This window comes from Phycicoccus avicenniae, from assembly GCF_018139485.1.
Classification (GTDB): Bacteria; Actinomycetota; Actinomycetes; order Actinomycetales; family Dermatophilaceae; genus Phycicoccus; species Phycicoccus avicenniae.
This window is the reverse complement of record NZ_JAGSNF010000006.1, coordinates 116,756-131,578: the sequence shown is the minus strand read 5'-3', so window position 1 is coordinate 131,578 and position 14,823 is coordinate 116,756. Positions and strand designations below refer to the sequence as shown.

The window sequence follows — 14,823 nt, the reverse complement described above, 5'->3', positions numbered from 1 at the left end:
GGACGAACCCGCGCACGCCGCCGTCGGGTCGTGTCACGCGACGAGGGGACGGACCGGGCGGCGCCGGTCGGCCGGGTCCGGCCCTCGGCCCGCCACCGCGTGGACCGCGCGGGCCAGCCGGCCCACCGCGTCGGTCATCGCCTCCGCGGGCAGCACGTGCGGCAGCCGGAGCCAGCGGTCGAGGCCGCCCTCGACCGCGAACCGGGGTCCCGGCGCGAGGAGCAGCCCCTCGGGCTCGGCGGCGACCGCGACCCGTGATGCACTCGTGCCGGGCGGCAGCTCGCACCACAGCGACAGCCCGCCCCGGGCCGGCGTGAAGCGGACCTCGGGCAGCTGCGCACGCAGGGCGGTGGCCGCCGCGTCGCGGGCGGCGACGAGATCGGTGCGTCGGTCCTCGGTGAGGCCGGGACAGGCCCGCAGGAGCTCGAGATGGACGAGCTGCTCGAGCACGGGCGCACCGAGGTCGCTCGCGACACGGGCCTCGACGAGGTCCCGCATCCGTCCGTGCGGGGCGCGGACCCACCCGGTGCGCAGCCCGCCCCAGTGCGACTTCGAGGCGCTGCCGACGGAGACGGCCTCCGGGGCGTGCGCGGCGAGGGGCAGCGCCATCGGCCCACCGATGAGGTCGATCTCGGCGATGGTCTCGTCGACGACGGGGACGGTCCCGGCCGACCGGAGCGCGGCCGCGAGCCGAGCGCGGCCCTCGTCGTCGAGGAGGGCGCCGGTGGGGTTGTGGAAGTCGGGGACGAGGACCGCGGCCCGGGCGGCGGCGGACCGAGCCACCCGATCGGCGTCGTCGAGGTCCCAGCCGTCGGGGTCGACCGGCAGCGTCCGCAGCCGGGCGCCGCCGCCCCGGAGCAGGTCGAGGGTGTTGGGGTAGGTCGGGTCCTCGACGAGCACCCGGTCGCCGGGGGAGACCAGCGCCCGCAGGACGACGCCGAGCCCCGCGACCGCCCCCGAGGTGACGAGGACGTCCTCGGCGCGCGTCGGCACCCCGCGGGCCGTGTACCGCTCGGCGAGGGCCTCCCGCAGCTCCGGCAGGCCGTACGTGAGGTACCCGGTGCCGCCGAGGTAGGAGGGCAGCCGTTCGACGGCCCGCTCGTAGGCCTCGACGATGCCGGCGGGGGCCCGGGGCGCGGCGCACGTGAGGTCGAGGACCCCGTCCGCCACGTCTCCCGGGAACAGCCCGCCGGAGCCGCGGTGGACGACCCCGGTCGGGAGCGTGGCGACCGAGCCCGACCCCCGGACCGAGCGCAGGTAGCCGGTGTCGCGCAGGACGTCGTAGGCCCGGGTGACGGTCGTGCGGCTCAGGCCCAGGGCGTGGGTGAGGTCCCGCTCGCTCGGCAGCCGGGTGCCGGGGGCGATCCGGCCGTCGGCGACGGTGAGCCGCAGCGCGTCGGCGAGTGCGCGGTAGACCGGCCTGGTGCTCGTGACGTCGCCGACGAGCCGGGCGGTCCGCGTCGCGCTCACCGTGGGAGCGGGGGAGGCCATGGAGGCCACTGTCCCACGAATGGCCCTCGATCGGCAGGCCACTTCGGCGCACACTGGTCGGGTGACCCCGATCCAGCGCCTGCGCAGCGCGCCGACCCGCCGCGTCGACCTCGTGCCGATGACCCCGCTCGAGCAGCTGCGCGCCGGCCGCCTCCCGCGCCGCCTCGTCCAGCTGGTCGTCGGCCTCGTCCTCTTCGGCGCGACGATGGCGCTCATCCTCCGGGCCGGGCTGGGTCTCGAGCCGTGGGGCGTGTTCACCTTCGGCCTCATCCAGCACGTCCCGATGTCGTACGGGCAGATGGTCGTGCTCAGCTCGTTCGTCATCCTGCTGCTGTGGGTCCCGCTGCGGCAGTGGCCCGGGCTCGGCACGCTCGCGAACGCCGTCGTCGTCGGGGTCGCGACCGACGCGACGCTCGCCCTCGTGCCACCGGTCGAGGACCTCGCCGTGCGGGTGCCGATGCTGCTCGCCGGCGTCGTCGGCAACGGGCTGGCCGGGGCGCTCTACATCGGGAGCCAGCTGGGGCCCGGCCCGCGGGACGGGCTCATGACGGGGCTGTCCCGGCGCACCGGCCGCTCGATCCGGCTCGTGCGGACCGGTCTCGAGGTGACCGTCGTCGCCGTGGGGTGGCTGCTCGGAGGCATCGTCGGGGTCGGCACGCTCGTGTACGCCCTGCTCATCGGCCCGGTCGTCCAGGCGTTCCTGCCGCTGCTCACGGTGCGGCTCGACCGCCCGGGTCAGCGCCCCGCAAGGGAGACGGGCGCCCGCGAGTCGGGCTCGACCCGCCAGGACCACACGGCCGCGGCTAGCGCGCCGCCGAGCAGGACGAGCGAGGTGCCGAGCGCCCAGCGCAGCGCCGCACCCGGGTCGTCGAGCCGCGACACCGCGACCTGATACGCGGTCATGAGGACGGCCGCGCCGATCGCGGCGCCGATCCGCTGACCGGTCTGCAGCGCCCCGCCGGCGGCGCCGCCCATCCGGGGCGGGACCTCGTCGAGGGACAGGGTGATGTTCGGCGACACCGTCGCCCCGCCCCCGAGACCGGCGACGAGCAGCGGCCCGGCGACGAGCAGCCACATCCAGGGGCTGTCCTGCGCCGACGGCGTGACGACGGCCAGGGCGACGAGGCCGGCCATCATGACGACGAGCGACCCGACGGTGAGCGGTCGGCCGACCCGGCTCACGAGGCGGCCGGCGAGCGGGGAGGCGACCGCGGACCCGACGGCGAACGGGGTGAGCAGCAGGCCCGCCTGCAGCGGTGAGTAGCCGAGCCCGTCCTGGAAGTACACGCTGAGCACGAGGAAGATGCCGGTGAAGCCGGTGAAGTACAGGCTGCCGATGACGATGCCACTGGCGTAGCCAGGGGTGGAGCGCAGGAGCGACAGGTCGAGCAGGGGGGCACCGTCGCGGCGGACGACGGCCCGCTCGTGCCGGACGAAGGCGGTGCCGAGGACCGGGACGAGGACGAGGAGCAGCAGGGGGAGCCGCTGGCCGGACTCGAGGCTCACGACGGGGTAGAGCAGGGCGAGGACGGTCGCGCCGAGGAGCACCGCGCCGCGCACGTCGAGGCGCGTGTCGCGCGGACCGTCGGACTCGACGCGGCCGGGGACGAGCCGGGCGATGGCCACGAGCAGGACCGCGCCGATGGGCACGTTGACGAGGAAGATCCACCGCCAGCCGTTCTCCTCGCCGAAGGCCGCGATGAGCAGGCCGCCGAGGATCGGGCCGATCGCGGAGGACACCGACACCGTGAAGCCGAAGAGGCCGAAGGCGACGCCGCGCTCGCGGCCCCGGAAGAGGGACTGGATGAGCCCGGAGCTCTGCGGGGTGAGCAGGCCGGCGGCGAACCCCTGGACGAGGCGCGCGCCGATGAGCACGGCGACGTGCGGCGCGAGGCCGGCGACGGCGCTGGAGAGGACGAACCCGGTGAGGCCGAGGGTCATCATCTGCCGCCGGCCGTAGGCGTCGCCGAGCCGGCCGCCGATGACGAGGACGAGCCCGAGGGCGAGCGCGTAGCCGGAGACGACCCACTGGATCGTGCCGGCGGAGGTGTCGAGACCGGTGCGGACCGAGGGGATCGCGACGTTGACGATCGTCACGTCGAGCAGCACCATGAAGCCGACCGTGAGGGTGACCCCGAGGACCCGCCAGCGCCGGGGGTCGGGGGCGTCGGTCGTCGGCGCGTCGCGCTCCTCGGTTCCCTGGCTCACCCGCCCACGCTATGCGCTCGCCCGGACACCACGAGCACCGCGTCCGGAACCCTCGACAGCGTGTCGTGGCAACTCGTGTCCACCGGGGCCTCCTGCGTGCTAACTTCCCGCCACCGGCTGCGGGGTCGCAGCCGGTCTCATGCGTCCAGGCGCACTTCACCCCCTCGGAGGGCAGATGAACCGATCCACCCGTATGTGGCACCTCGGGGCGCTCGCCATGGCGACGAGCCTCGCGCTGGCCGCCTGCGGCAGCAGTGAGAGCGACGGGGCCGCCAGCGGCGACAACGCCGCCGCCGACTGCCAGGAGCAGAACCTCGCATTCCTCGGCGCCCTGACCGGCGACGCCGGCGCCCTCGGCGTCAACATGGTCAACGGCATCAAGCTGGCCGTCGAGGAGTACAACGCGGACGCCGAGTGCCCCGTCGGGCTCAAGGAGTTCGACTCCCAGGGCAGCCCGGACAAGGCGCCCGCGCTCGCCACCCAGATCGTCGGCGACGACACGATCATCGGCCTCGTCGGCCCCGGCTTCTCCGGGGAGTCGCTCGCCACCGGGAAGACCTTCTTCGAGTCCGGCGTCCCGACGATCTCCCCGTCCGCGACCAACGTCACGATCACCGACCAGGGCTGGACGACGTGGCACCGGATCATCGGCAACGACCAGGCGCAGGGCGAGGCCGACGCGCGCTACCTCCTCGACACCGTCGGCGCGACGAAGGTCTTCGTCATCGACGACGCGCAGGACTACAGCAAGGGCCTCTCCGGGGTCGTGCGTGAGGGCCTCGGCGACGCCGAGGTCGGCTACGACCAGATCCAGGTCAAGCAGACCGACATGTCCTCGGTCGTCACGAAGGTCACCTCCTCGGACGCCGACGCGGTCTTCTACGGCGGCTACTACACCGAGGCCGGGCTGCTCGCGAAGCAGCTGCGCCAGGCCGGCTGGGAGGGCACCTTCATGTCGGGCGACGGGTCTCAGGACCCGGCGTTCGTCGAGGTCGCCGGCGAGGCGGCCGAGGGCGCGGTCCTGTCCGCCCCCGCGGCCCCGGCCCCGGAGGACTTCGCGGCCCGGGTCGAGGAGTCCACGGGCAGCGCCGCGGGTCTCTACACCACCCAGTCCTACGACGCGGCGAACATCTTCTTCGCGGCGCTGGAGTCGGGGGCCACGGACGCGCAGGCCATCAACGAGTTCATCGGCTCGTACGAGGGCGAGGGCGTCAGCGGCCCGATCTCCTTCGACGACAAGGGTGACATCGAGACCTCGACGATCTACGCCTACATGGTGACCGGCGGCGAGCTCGACCTCGAGAACCCCACCCCCATCGAGTAGTCCGCACCACTCCCGTCATCCACTGACGCGCGGCCGGGGACGAGTCCCGTCCCCGGCCGCGGGTCCCTCTGCCCAAGGGGAGTGCGTTGGACTTCTCGTTCCTCGCGAACAACATCGTCGAGCTCACGGTCACCGGGCTCGCGCTCGGGGCGATCTACGCCCTCGTGGCCCTCGGCTACACGATGGTCTACGGCGTGCTGCAGCTCATCAACTTCGCCCACTCCGAGGTGTTCATGTACGGCACCTTCGCGGTGGCGTGGGTCTTCGTGTTCGTCCACGGCCGCACCCCGTCGACCCAGACCCTCGGCGAGACCATCGGGCTGCTCCTGCTCTCGCTCGTCGCCGCGATGGTCGTCTCGGCCCTCATCGCGATGCTCCTCGAGCGGGTGGCCTACCGTCCGCTCCTGAAGCGCAAGGCACCGCGGCTCATGGCCCTGATCTCGGCGATCGGTGCCTCGTTCGCGCTCGCCGAGCTCATGGGGCTGCGCGACCGCGTCGCCGGGTGGGTCGGCCTGCGCGACGACCTCGACGCCTACGTCGCCAAGGCGCGTGACACCTACTCCAACCCGGTGACGATCCAGCCGCAGACCCTCTTCGAGGTCGGCGGGTACGGGGTCAAGGACGTCGACGTCATGGTGATCCTCGCCTCGCTGTTCATGATGCTCGCGCTCGACCAGTTCGTCCGGCGGACCCGCTTCGGCCGCGGCATGCGCGCCGTCGCCCAGGACCCGGAGTCCGCGGCCCTCATGGGCGTCAACTCGACCCGGATCATCCGTGGCACGTTCATCCTCGGCGGGCTCATGGCCGGCGCCGCGGCCACGCTGTACATGGTGAAGATCGGCTCGACCCGGCAGGACGCGGGGTTCATCCTCGGCGTCAAGGCGTTCACCGCCGCCGTGCTCGGTGGCATCGGCAACCTGCGCGGCGCCCTCGTCGGCGGCCTGCTCCTCGGCGTCTCGGAGAACTACGGGGCGGCCCTGTTCGGCACGGAGTGGAAGGACGTCGTCGCCTTCGTGCTCCTCATCCTCATCCTCCTCGTGCGGCCCTCGGGCCTGCTCGGGGAGTCCCTCGGAAAGGCGCGTGCGTGATGGGACCGGTCCGGACCGCGCTCGACGCGATGGCCAGGCGCTGGGCGGGGATGCCGCGCGGCGCGCGGGTCGCCCTCGTGGTGCTCCTCGCGGCGTTCTTCTACGTGCTGCCGCTCGTGCGGCCGCCGGTCGTCACGACCCAGCAGATCGACTTCGGCGGGGTGATGTTCGGCATCGCCGCGTTCGCCCTCGTCGCCGTCGGGCTCAACATCGTCATCGGCTACGCCGGGCTGCTCGACCTCGGGTACGTCGGCTTCTACGCCGTCGGGGCCTACACGACCGGCGTGCTCACCTCGTACCAGTTCCACTGGTCGTTCTTCGCCGCGCTGCCGGTCGCGATCGTCGTCACGATGATCACCGGCGTTCTGCTCGGGGCGCCGACCCTGCGGGTGCGCGGGGACTACCTCGCGATCGTCACCCTCGGGTTCGGGGAGATCATCCGTCTCGCCGTGACGAACGTCGAGTGGGTCGGCGCGGCCGCGGGCATCAAGGACATCCCGCACCCGCCGAACATCGGCCCGGACCCGGAGCCGCCCTTCGGCACCGGTGGGCTCTTCACGATCCCGTCGCTGTCCTGGGACGGGCTCGTCCCGAGCGTCGACACCGGCCGGGAGACCCCGTTCCTCGTCTTCGGCGCCGTGAGCGCGATCCCGTACTACTGGCTCGTCCTCACCGTGCTCATCCTCGTCCTCGTCGCGGACCGGCTCGTCAAGGACAGCCGGGTCGGGCGCGCGTGGGAGGCCACCCGCGAGGACGAGGACGCCGCCGAGCTCATGGGTGTCCCGACGTTCCGCTTCAAGCTCCTCGCGTTCGCGCTCGGTGCCGCCATCGGCGGGCTGTCCGGGGCGCTCTACGCGAGCAGCCAGGGCGGGTACATCAACCCGCAGAGCTTCCCGCTGCTGCTGTCGATCCTCTTCGTCGCCGCCGTCATCGTCGGCGGGGCGGGCAACCGCTGGGGCGCTGTCCTCGGCGGGGCGCTCGTCGCCTACCTGCCGGAGCGGTTCCGCGAGTTCAGCGACTTCCGGCTCCTCGTCTTCGGCCTCGCGCTCATGATCCTGCCCGTCTACCGCCCCCAGGGTCTGCTGCCCCCACGCCGGACCATCCGGGCCCGGGCGGCGCAGGAGGAGATCGACGAGCTCGAGGGCCGGGAGTCCGCGCAGAAGGAGGTGCTCTGAGATGGGCGAGCGCACGAAGGTCCTCGAGGTCGACGACGTCACGCTGCGCTTCGGCGGGCTCACCGCCCTGGACTCGGTGTCGCTGCACATCGACGAGGGCGAGATCCTCGGGATGATCGGCCCGAACGGCGCCGGCAAGACGACGGCGTTCAACGTCATCACCGGGGTGTACCGGCCGACGTCGGGGCAGGTGCGCTTCCTCGGCGACCCGCTCACCGGGCTGAAGCGTCACGCGATCACCAAGCGCGGCATCGCCCGGACGTTCCAGAACATCCGGCTCTTCGGGGCGATGACCGCGCTCGAGAACGTCCTCGTCGGGACCGACGTCCACCACTCGGCGGGGGTCGTGTCCGCACTGTTCCGGACCCCGAGGCACCGCCGCGAGGAGGCCGAGGGGCACGAGGCCGCGATGGAGCTGCTCGAGTTCATGGGCCTGGCGTCCCGGGCCGACGAGCTCGCCTCGAACCTGCCCTACGGCGACCAGCGCCGGCTCGAGATCGCCCGTGCGATGGCGACCGGTCCGAGGCTGCTGTGCCTCGACGAGCCGGCCGCCGGCTTCAACCCGCAGGAGAAGGCCCAGCTCATGGACCTCATCCGGCGGGTCCGCGACCGCGGGTTCACCGTCCTGCTCATCGAGCACGACATGCGGCTCGTCATGGGCGTCACCGACCGGATCGTCGTCCTCGAGTTCGGCAAGAAGATCGCCGACGGCACCCCGGCGGAGATCCGGGACGACCCCGCGGTCATCGCCGCCTACCTGGGAGTGGATGAGGATGCTTCTTGAGGTCGAGGGCCTCTGCGTCAACTACGGGCACATCGAGGCCATCCGGGACATCTCGTTCGGGGTCGAGGAGGGCCAGGTCGTCTCGCTCATCGGGGCGAACGGGGCCGGCAAGACGACGACGCTGAAGACGATCTCCGGGCTGCGGACCGTGCGGGCCGGGCGGGTCGTCTTCGAGGGCAAGGACATCACGACGCTGCCGCCGTACGAGCGGGTCGCGCTGCGGCTCAGCCAGTCGCCGGAGGGGCGCGGGGTGTTCGTCGGGATGACCGTGCGCGAGAACCTCGACATGGGCGCGTACGTGCGCAACGACCGGAAGTCGGCGGCCTACCGCGAGGACCTCGAGCGGGTGTTCTCGCTCTTCCCGCGGCTGCAGGAGCGCGAGCGCCAGGTCGCCGGGACGTTGTCCGGCGGCGAGCAGCAGATGGTCGCGATGGGCCGGGCGCTCATGGCCCGTCCGCGCCTGCTCCTGCTCGACGAGCCGTCGATGGGCCTCGCGCCGAAGCTCATCCAGCAGATCTTCGCGATCATCCGGGAGATCAACGAGCAGGGGACGACCGTCCTCGTCGTCGAGCAGAACGCGGCGCAGGCGCTCAAGCTCGCCGACACCGCGCACATCCTCGAGACCGGCGAGATCGTCCGGTCCGGGTCGGGCGCGGAGCTCGCCGGGGACGACTCGGTGAAGGCCGCCTACCTCGGCGGCGACGTCTGACGGGCGAGGTCCTCGAGGCGGCGCGTGTCAGCCGTCGACGGCGAGGGCGAACGGCAGGACCCCGGGGGCGCCGGCCCGACGGAGCGCCCGCCCGGCGACGGTGAGCGTCCAGCGGGAGGAGACGACGTCGTCGACGAGGAGGACCGGGCCCGGGCACCCGTCGAGGGCGGCCGCGAGGTCCGGGCCGACGGCGAGCCGGTCCCACACCCCGGTGAGCCGGTAGGCGCTGTTGCCGCCCATCTCGCCGGTCGGCCCGTCGTGGACGAGGTCGAGGGTGCCGAGCGGTCGGAGCCGCCCGATCTCGGCGAGCCCTTCGGCGAGGGAGGACACGAGCTGCGGTCGGGTGCGGGACGGGACGGCGACGACCCCGACGGGCCGCTCGATCCAGTCCCACCCGGCGAGCACCGAGACGCAGGCCCGGAGGAGCTCGGGGGAGGCGGGAGCGTCGGTCGCGAGGACCTCGCGCAGCCGCTGCCCCCAGCCGAGGTCGGACAGCCGGGCGAGGGCCCGCCCGCCGCGGACCTGCTCCTCGGCGGCGATCCGTCCCTTGACCGGCACGCCGATCCGGTCCATCCCGGACGGCCACTGCGCGCGGGCGTCGACGTCGACCCCGACCCGGGTGAGCCGGTCGCGGGCGGCGCCGACGACCCGGTCCGGGATGTCGGTGGGGTACCAGGCGCCGGCGCACAAGTCGCACCGCCCGCAGGGCTGCGCGGAGTCGTCGTCGAGGCACTCCTGGAGGAAGGCCATGCGGCAGCCGTCGGTGCGCTCGTAGTCGACCATGAGCTGCTGCTCGTCCTGGCGGGCGGTGGCGACCCGCTCGTACCGCTCGGCGTCGTACTCCCACGGCACGCCGGTCGAGGTCCACCCGCCGGAGACCCGCTGCACGGCACCGTCGACGTCGAGCACCTTGAGGAGCAGCTCGAGGCGGGTGCGGCGGACGTCGACGGCCGTCTCGAGGGCGGCGGTCGAGAGCGGGCGGCCGGCCTCGGCGAGGGCGCGCAGGACGGCGGCGGCCTGGTCCTCGCGGGGCATCGACACGGAGGCGAAGTAGCGCCAGATGTCGCGGTCCTCCGGCCCGGGGAGGAGGAGGACGTCGGCCCGGTCGGTGGCGCGACCGGCACGTCCGACCTGCTGGTAGTAGGCGACGGGGCTGCTCGGCGCGCCGAGGTGGACGACGAAGCCGAGGTCCGGCTTGTCGAAGCCCATGCCGAGCGCGGAGGTCGCGACGAGCGCCTTGACCTCGTTGTCCCGCAGCGCCGCCTCGAGCCGTTCGCGGTCGGCCGGGTCGGTGCGGCCGGTGTACGCGGCGACGGCGTGCCCGGCCTCGGCGAGTGTCGCGGCGACGTCCTCGGCGGTCGAGACGGTGAGGGCGTAGACGATGCCCGAGCCGGGGAGGTCGCCGAGGTGCTCGAGCAGCCAGCCGAGCCGCTGCTCCGGCGACATCGAGCGCAGCACGCCGAGGCGCAGCGAGTCGCGGGCCAGGCCGCCCCGGACGGTGAGGACGGGTCGGCCCCCGGCGCCGAGCTGCTCCTCGACGTCGTGGACGACGCGGGCGTTGGCCGTCGCCGTCGTCGCGAGGACCGGGACGTCGTCGGGCAGGCCGTCGAGCAGGTCCTTGATGCGCCGGTAGTCGGGGCGGAAGTCGTGGCCCCAGTCGCTGACGCAGTGCGCCTCGTCGACGACGAGCAGGCCGCAGCGGCGGGCGAGGTCGGGCAGCTGCTCGTCGCGGAAGCGCGGGTTGTTGAGCCGCTCGGGGCTCACGAGGAGGACGTCGACCTCGTCCGCGGCGAGCGCTGCCCGGACCTCGTCCCAGTCCTGGGCGTTCGCGGAGTTCATCGTCACCGCGCGGATGCCGGCACGGGAGGCGGCGGCGATCTGGTCGCGCATGAGGGCGAGCAGCGGGCTGATGATGACGGTCGGGCCGGCCCCCTCGGCGCGGCGCAGGGCGGTGGAGACGAAGTACACCGCTGACTTGCCCCACCCCGTGCGCTGGACGACGAGGACGCGGGAGTGCTCGGCGACGAGGGCGGAGACCGCCTCGAGCTGGCCGTCGCGGAAGTCGGCGTCGTCGCGGCCGACGAGCCGGCGCAGCGCGACGCGCGCCCGGTCGGCGAGCTCGGCGGTCGGGGGAGCGGGGGCCTGCGCTGGTGTCGTCATGGTCGTTCCACCGTAGGCGTCCCGGCCGACACCGTGCCGACCGCCGTCCACAGGTCGGCGAGGACCCGGCCCGCCGCACGACTCGAGTGCATCCTCTGCCGTTGCCGTGTGACGCCCCAGTCTCGGCGACGGCCTCCGGAGGAGGTCGTACGGCTTCTCCTGCCGGTGAGCGAAGGCGCCGCGGTCGTGACCTTGGCAGATCCCGCCAGGCGTTCGCCGTGCGGGACCGCTCGCTCCTGCGGAGGGGGAGCGCTGGTCGGCTACCGACGCGGCGTCGGTCGGTAGACGAGCTCCTGCGTGTTCGCGTCCAGGGTCCGGCTCTCCAGCAGCTCGAGGTGGAAGTCCCCGGCTCCGCGGAAAACGGGGAAGGCGCCCGTCTTGGCCGAGATCACCGGGAAGACCGTCAGCTGGATGCGGTCCACGAGACCTGCGGCCATGAGGGACCAGTTCAGGGCCAGGCTGGCCTGCGACCGCAGCGGACGGTCCGAGGTCGCCTTGAGCCGCCGCACCACGGCGACGGCGTCACCCCGCTCGATCGTGGCGTCGGGCCAGCCCAGGGTGCTCCGGAGGGTGGACGAGATGACGGTCGCCGGGGCGCGCAGCGTGCGGAGGTTCCACTCGTCGAGTGCGTTCGGGTCGTCGAGTGAGGTCATGATCGCGGCGTTCTCGCGGAAGAAGTTCGCTCCGAAGACCATCCGTGGCTCGGGGTCGAACAGTGAGGCGCGGTGCGCGAGCAGTTCGGGGCCCTGCTTGCTCCAGTAGCCGCCCCAGTCCGCCCCCTCTGCGTAACCCCCGTATCCGTCGAGGGTGGAGAAGACGTCCCAGGTGTAGGTGGCGCTCATGCTGCAGCTCCTTCGTTCTCGGTGACCGCGGGTCGACGTGCAGCCGGACCCGCGATCGAAACTCATGTCGCACCGGGTGACTCCGCGCCCCGGTTGGTGATGGAGGCACGGGGGACGGCGGCGCATCGCCTCGCGCGCTTGCCATCCCGCTGTGGTCACGCTCCGCGTGGCGATGCCGCACAGGGACGTCCGGCGAGCCCATCGGCGGACGAGGGCGGGCGACCCGGTGACGACACACAGAGCGCAACACCCGAGGCAAGGTGCTCCCCTTGCCCGGTCGCGGTTCGCACGGCACAGAAGGAGCTCAGGCCTGCGTGTCGCGCGTGTAGGTGAGGATGGCGACCCCGCTGGCGGTGATCACGTTGTCGGACAGGTGGAAGCGGGCCAGGTGGCCCGTGTCGTCGAACATGCGCTTGCCGTGGCCGAGGATGATCGGGAAGAGCATGAGGCGGTACTCGTCGACGAGGTCGTGCTCGGCCAACGCTCGGACCAGAGTCCCTGAACCGAAGACGACGAGGTCGCCGTCGGTGCGCTCCTTGATGGCGCTGATGGCTGCGGACAGATCGCCCTCGATGGGGTGGGAGTTCTGCCACGCACGCTCGACAGGAGAGGACGAGACGACGTACTTCGGCATGCGGTTCATCGCCGCGATCGCCGGCTCGGACTCGTCGGCTTCCGACCACGCATCAGACAGGATCTCGTAGGTACGGCGACCGACCAGCATGCCGGCGGCGTTGACCGTCGAGGTCTGCATGAAGTCGTTGAGGGTGTCGTCGCTGTAGAGCGGGACCCAGCCACCGCGCTCGAAGCCGCCGTCGCGATCCTCGTCCGGTGACAGCGGAGACTGGATGACCCCGTCGAGACTGGTCCAGTTCACAACTGCGATGCGACCCACGGTCGACGTCCTTTCACTCGGTGTAGCCCTGATCGTGGGCAAGCCCCGGCAGACGGCTGCATCTCATCGGCCAGGGGTCTGTCAGATCCGCGCGACGCAGCTCGCTCTCCCGCGCGACGGGTCGGTGGTCGGTTCGCCCGTGTCGCTTACAGCGCCGGTCGGGCGCTTGCCGACCGCTCACGGAGCATCTCGCCGATAGGTGGCGAGCAGGATGCCGCTCTCGGTCATGGTGGCGTCGAGCAGGCGGAGCGGCCGTGTCTGGTCGTCGGGCCCGAAGAGGTGCTGGCCCGAGCCGAGGACGACGGGGTGGATCATGAGGAGCAGCTCATCGACAAGGTCATGCGGGAGCAGTGATCGGATGAGGTGGCCGCTGCCCATGATGACGAGGTTGCCGCCCGGTTGCTCACGGAGGGCTGCGACCTCGGCTGGTACGTCGCCGGTCAGGAGGGTGGAGTTGGGCCAGGGTAGGGCGGCGTCGGGAGTGGCCGACGCGACGTACTTCTCGGTCTGGTTGAGACCGTCCTTGAACGGACCGCCGACCCGGTTCCAGTGGCTGAGCATGCCCTCGTAGCTGCGTCGACCGAAGAGCCAGGTGAAGTCGCGGCCCATCCGTTCACCCATCGTCGCGCTGAGTGCAGGATCCGCGGAGCGCTCGGTCGCCCAGCCGCCGTGCTCGAATCCTCCCCGGGTGTCTTCGGCTGGGTCTCCCGGAGCTTGCATGACGCCGTCGAGGCTCAAGTGGTTGACGACCACGACACGCATGGAGTCTCCTTCCTCTCGTGACTCCTCGGGACGGACCCGATCGGAGCCGCACACTCGTCGTTGGACCATCTTCACGGCGCGAGCTCGCATCGGGTCGCTTCGCGAGCCCGTCGTCGCGGGACGCGCCGTGCGTGATGGCGCGCGGTCGCGGTGCTCAGCCGGGCATGGCCATGATGTCGTGGATCCGGCTGATCCGTCCGTCGGTGATGGTGAACCACTCGCTCATCGCGATCCGCATCGGTTCCCCGTCGTGGTGCGGGGTGAAGGTGGTCCAGCCGATCCAGGCCGCCTGCTGGCCGTCGATGATCCAGCACTCAACGTCTGTGCTGGCGGTCCCGGTGGCCAGGTCCGCCTGCTGGCGCTCCACGAAGGCGGCAGCGGTCTGCGTCTGCGCCTCGCCGTTGAGCTCCCAGAGCGCCTCTGGCGTCATCAGGTCGGCCACGTCGGCGAGGTTTCTCTCGAACGTCGTCATGAACCGCTCCACGACGCTCTGTGTCGAGGTGGACATGTCTCGGTCTCCTCCTGGTGGGGTCGATGGGTCGATGTGGTGCTTCTCGAGGTCGGTGCTGATCTATTCCTGGTGCTGGGTCGAGGGGATCGGCCGGGGTGGTCGTGACGACTACCGCCGGGAGCGTTCGTCGGCATCGGCGTGCACGTGCGCGAAGAGGGCGTCCTCGCCGCCGGTCCCGCTGGCGTAACCGTCGAGCGAGACCCATTGCTGCGCGACGACCCTCGTCGACCTCGTCGTCCCTGTCAGCGTCATCACCTCAACCCGTGACCGGCCGGTACCGCATCAGCACGATGCCGGAGCGGAACGTCCTGGCCTCCAGCAGCTCCAGCCGCGGTACCTGGTGGCCGTCGGGGAACAGGCGTCGTCCGCTGCCCTGCACCACGGGGTAGACGAACAGCCGGTACTCGTCGACGAGGCCGGCGGGGATCAGGTCGTGCACCAGACGGATGCTGCCGGTGCACACGATGTCCTGCCCCTCGGTCTCCTTCAGCGCCCCCACCTCGGCGACCGGATCACCGGACAGCACCACCGAGCGGTCCCATCCCGGATCGGTCATCGTCGAGGTGACGACGTACTTGGTCACCCGGTTCAACGTGTCGGTGACCCCGGTCCTGTCGTCCGTCTGCTGGGGCCAGTAGCCACGCATGTCCTCGAACGTCTGCCGACCGAAGACCACGGCGTCGTTCGTGGCGTCCTGGCGAGCCATCTCCTCGATGAGGTCGTCCTGGTCCTGCTCGGCCTCGGGGGAGAACCAGTCGGTTCCCTCGAGCATCTCGATCGACCCGTCCAGGGTGATGTTCTGGGTCACGATGAGCTGACGCATGTCCGGTCTCCTCACATCTGGATTAACGTCGTTCACCTGCTAGCCTAACGA

14 protein-coding genes and 1 pseudogene are annotated in these 14,823 nt (G+C 72.1%); 6 read left to right on the top strand and 9 right to left on the bottom strand.

Features of this window, described 5'->3' with window-relative positions; all coding sequences use genetic code 11:
- Positions 1–33: 33 nt before the first annotated feature.
- Positions 34–1,491, bottom strand: coding sequence for a MocR-like transcription factor YczR (gene yczR, locus KC207_RS06210; protein WP_211602046.1), 1,458 nt, complete (start codon positions 1,489–1,491; stop codon positions 34–36).
- A gap of 61 nt (positions 1,492–1,552) precedes the next feature.
- Here yczR and yczE point away from each other — a divergent pair, with 61 nt between their 5' ends.
- Positions 1,553–2,383, top strand: a complete 831-nt coding sequence (yczE, locus tag KC207_RS06205; protein WP_249138593.1) for a membrane protein YczE — start codon at positions 1,553–1,555, stop codon at positions 2,381–2,383.
- 32 nt (positions 2,384–2,415) lie between these two features.
- Here the strand turns inward: yczE and KC207_RS06200 are convergent.
- Positions 2,416–3,603, bottom strand: a pseudogene (locus KC207_RS06200) (MFS transporter); the annotation flags it as partial.
- A gap of 271 nt (positions 3,604–3,874) precedes the next feature.
- Between KC207_RS06200 and KC207_RS06195 the strand changes: the two are divergent.
- The 5 genes from KC207_RS06195 to KC207_RS06175 all read left to right on the top strand — a co-directional run bounded on the left by KC207_RS06195 (position 3,875) and on the right by KC207_RS06175 (position 8,779).
- The gene (locus KC207_RS06195) at positions 3,875–5,023 is read left to right on the top strand and encodes a branched-chain amino acid ABC transporter substrate-binding protein (RefSeq protein ID WP_211602045.1); all 1,149 of its coding nucleotides are present in this window, start codon (positions 3,875–3,877) and stop codon (positions 5,021–5,023) included.
- A gap of 86 nt (positions 5,024–5,109) precedes the next feature.
- Complete coding sequence (locus KC207_RS06190; protein ID WP_249138592.1) at positions 5,110–6,111, top strand: branched-chain amino acid ABC transporter permease; 1,002 nt, start codon at positions 5,110–5,112, stop codon at positions 6,109–6,111.
- A complete protein-coding gene (locus KC207_RS06185; RefSeq protein ID WP_211602044.1) occupies positions 6,111–7,286 on the top strand; it encodes a branched-chain amino acid ABC transporter permease in 1,176 nt (391 codons plus the stop codon). The genes KC207_RS06190 and KC207_RS06185 overlap by 1 nt, the downstream gene beginning before the upstream one ends.
- A gap of 1 nt (position 7,287) precedes the next feature.
- Positions 7,288–8,070, top strand: a complete 783-nt coding sequence (locus tag KC207_RS06180) for an ABC transporter ATP-binding protein (RefSeq protein ID WP_211602043.1) — start codon at positions 7,288–7,290, stop codon at positions 8,068–8,070.
- Complete coding sequence (locus tag KC207_RS06175; protein WP_249138600.1) at positions 8,060–8,779, top strand: ABC transporter ATP-binding protein; 720 nt, start codon at positions 8,060–8,062, stop codon at positions 8,777–8,779. Before KC207_RS06180 ends, KC207_RS06175 begins: the two co-directional genes overlap by 11 nt.
- Before the next feature lie 27 nt (positions 8,780–8,806).
- Here KC207_RS06175 and KC207_RS06170 read toward each other — a convergent pair whose 3' ends face one another.
- The 7 genes from KC207_RS06170 to KC207_RS06140 all read right to left on the bottom strand — a co-directional run bounded on the left by KC207_RS06170 (position 8,807) and on the right by KC207_RS06140 (position 14,772).
- Positions 8,807–10,939 carry a RecQ family ATP-dependent DNA helicase gene (locus KC207_RS06170; RefSeq protein WP_211602041.1) on the bottom strand — a complete coding sequence of 711 codons (2,133 nt, stop codon included), beginning with the start codon at positions 10,937–10,939 and terminating at the stop codon, positions 8,807–8,809.
- 260 nt (positions 10,940–11,199) lie between these two features.
- Positions 11,200–11,781, bottom strand: coding sequence for a dihydrofolate reductase family protein (locus KC207_RS06165; protein WP_211602040.1), 582 nt, complete (start codon positions 11,779–11,781; stop codon positions 11,200–11,202).
- 304 nt (positions 11,782–12,085) lie between these two features.
- Positions 12,086–12,676, bottom strand: coding sequence for a dihydrofolate reductase family protein (locus KC207_RS06160; protein WP_211602039.1), 591 nt, complete (start codon positions 12,674–12,676; stop codon positions 12,086–12,088).
- A gap of 177 nt (positions 12,677–12,853) precedes the next feature.
- The gene (locus KC207_RS06155; RefSeq protein ID WP_211602038.1) at positions 12,854–13,438 is read right to left on the bottom strand and encodes a dihydrofolate reductase family protein; all 585 of its coding nucleotides are present in this window, start codon (positions 13,436–13,438) and stop codon (positions 12,854–12,856) included.
- A gap of 154 nt (positions 13,439–13,592) precedes the next feature.
- Positions 13,593–13,946, bottom strand: a complete 354-nt coding sequence (locus KC207_RS06150; protein ID WP_211602037.1) for a nuclear transport factor 2 family protein — start codon at positions 13,944–13,946, stop codon at positions 13,593–13,595.
- A gap of 111 nt (positions 13,947–14,057) precedes the next feature.
- On the bottom strand, positions 14,058–14,201 hold the full coding sequence (locus tag KC207_RS06145) for a hypothetical protein (protein WP_211602036.1): 144 nt from the start codon (positions 14,199–14,201) through the stop codon (positions 14,058–14,060).
- 4 nt (positions 14,202–14,205) lie between these two features.
- Entirely contained in the window at positions 14,206–14,772 is a 567-nt protein-coding gene (locus KC207_RS06140) for a dihydrofolate reductase family protein (protein WP_211602035.1), read from the bottom strand.
- Between the last annotated feature and the right edge of the window lie 51 nt (positions 14,773–14,823).

What these genes read in the sequence shown, in the direction of transcription:
- KC207_RS06140 (WP_211602035.1), bottom strand. Translation starts at nt 14,772, where the DNA reads ATGCGTCAGCTCATCGTGACCCAGAACATCACCCTGGACGGGTCGATC.
- KC207_RS06155 (WP_211602038.1), bottom strand. Translation starts at nt 13,438, where the DNA reads ATGCGTGTCGTGGTCGTCAACCACTTGAGCCTCGACGGCGTCATGCAA.
- KC207_RS06150 (WP_211602037.1), bottom strand. Translation starts at nt 13,946, where the DNA reads ATGTCCACCTCGACACAGAGCGTCGTGGAGCGGTTCATGACGACGTTC.
- KC207_RS06170 (WP_211602041.1), bottom strand. Translation starts at nt 10,939, where the DNA reads ATGACGACACCAGCGCAGGCCCCCGCTCCCCCGACCGCCGAGCTCGCC.
- yczR (WP_211602046.1), bottom strand. Translation starts at nt 1,491, where the DNA reads ATGGCCTCCCCCGCTCCCACGGTGAGCGCGACGCGGACCGCCCGGCTC.
- KC207_RS06145 (WP_211602036.1), bottom strand. Translation starts at nt 14,201, where the DNA reads ATGACGCTGACAGGGACGACGAGGTCGACGAGGGTCGTCGCGCAGCAA.
- KC207_RS06185 (WP_211602044.1), top strand. Translation starts at nt 6,111, where the DNA reads ATGGGACCGGTCCGGACCGCGCTCGACGCGATGGCCAGGCGCTGGGCG.
- KC207_RS06175 (WP_249138600.1), top strand. Translation starts at nt 8,060, where the DNA reads ATGCTTCTTGAGGTCGAGGGCCTCTGCGTCAACTACGGGCACATCGAG.
- KC207_RS06180 (WP_211602043.1), top strand. Translation starts at nt 7,288, where the DNA reads ATGGGCGAGCGCACGAAGGTCCTCGAGGTCGACGACGTCACGCTGCGC.
- KC207_RS06195 (WP_211602045.1), top strand. Translation starts at nt 3,875, where the DNA reads ATGAACCGATCCACCCGTATGTGGCACCTCGGGGCGCTCGCCATGGCG.
- KC207_RS06165 (WP_211602040.1), bottom strand. Translation starts at nt 11,781, where the DNA reads ATGAGCGCCACCTACACCTGGGACGTCTTCTCCACCCTCGACGGATAC.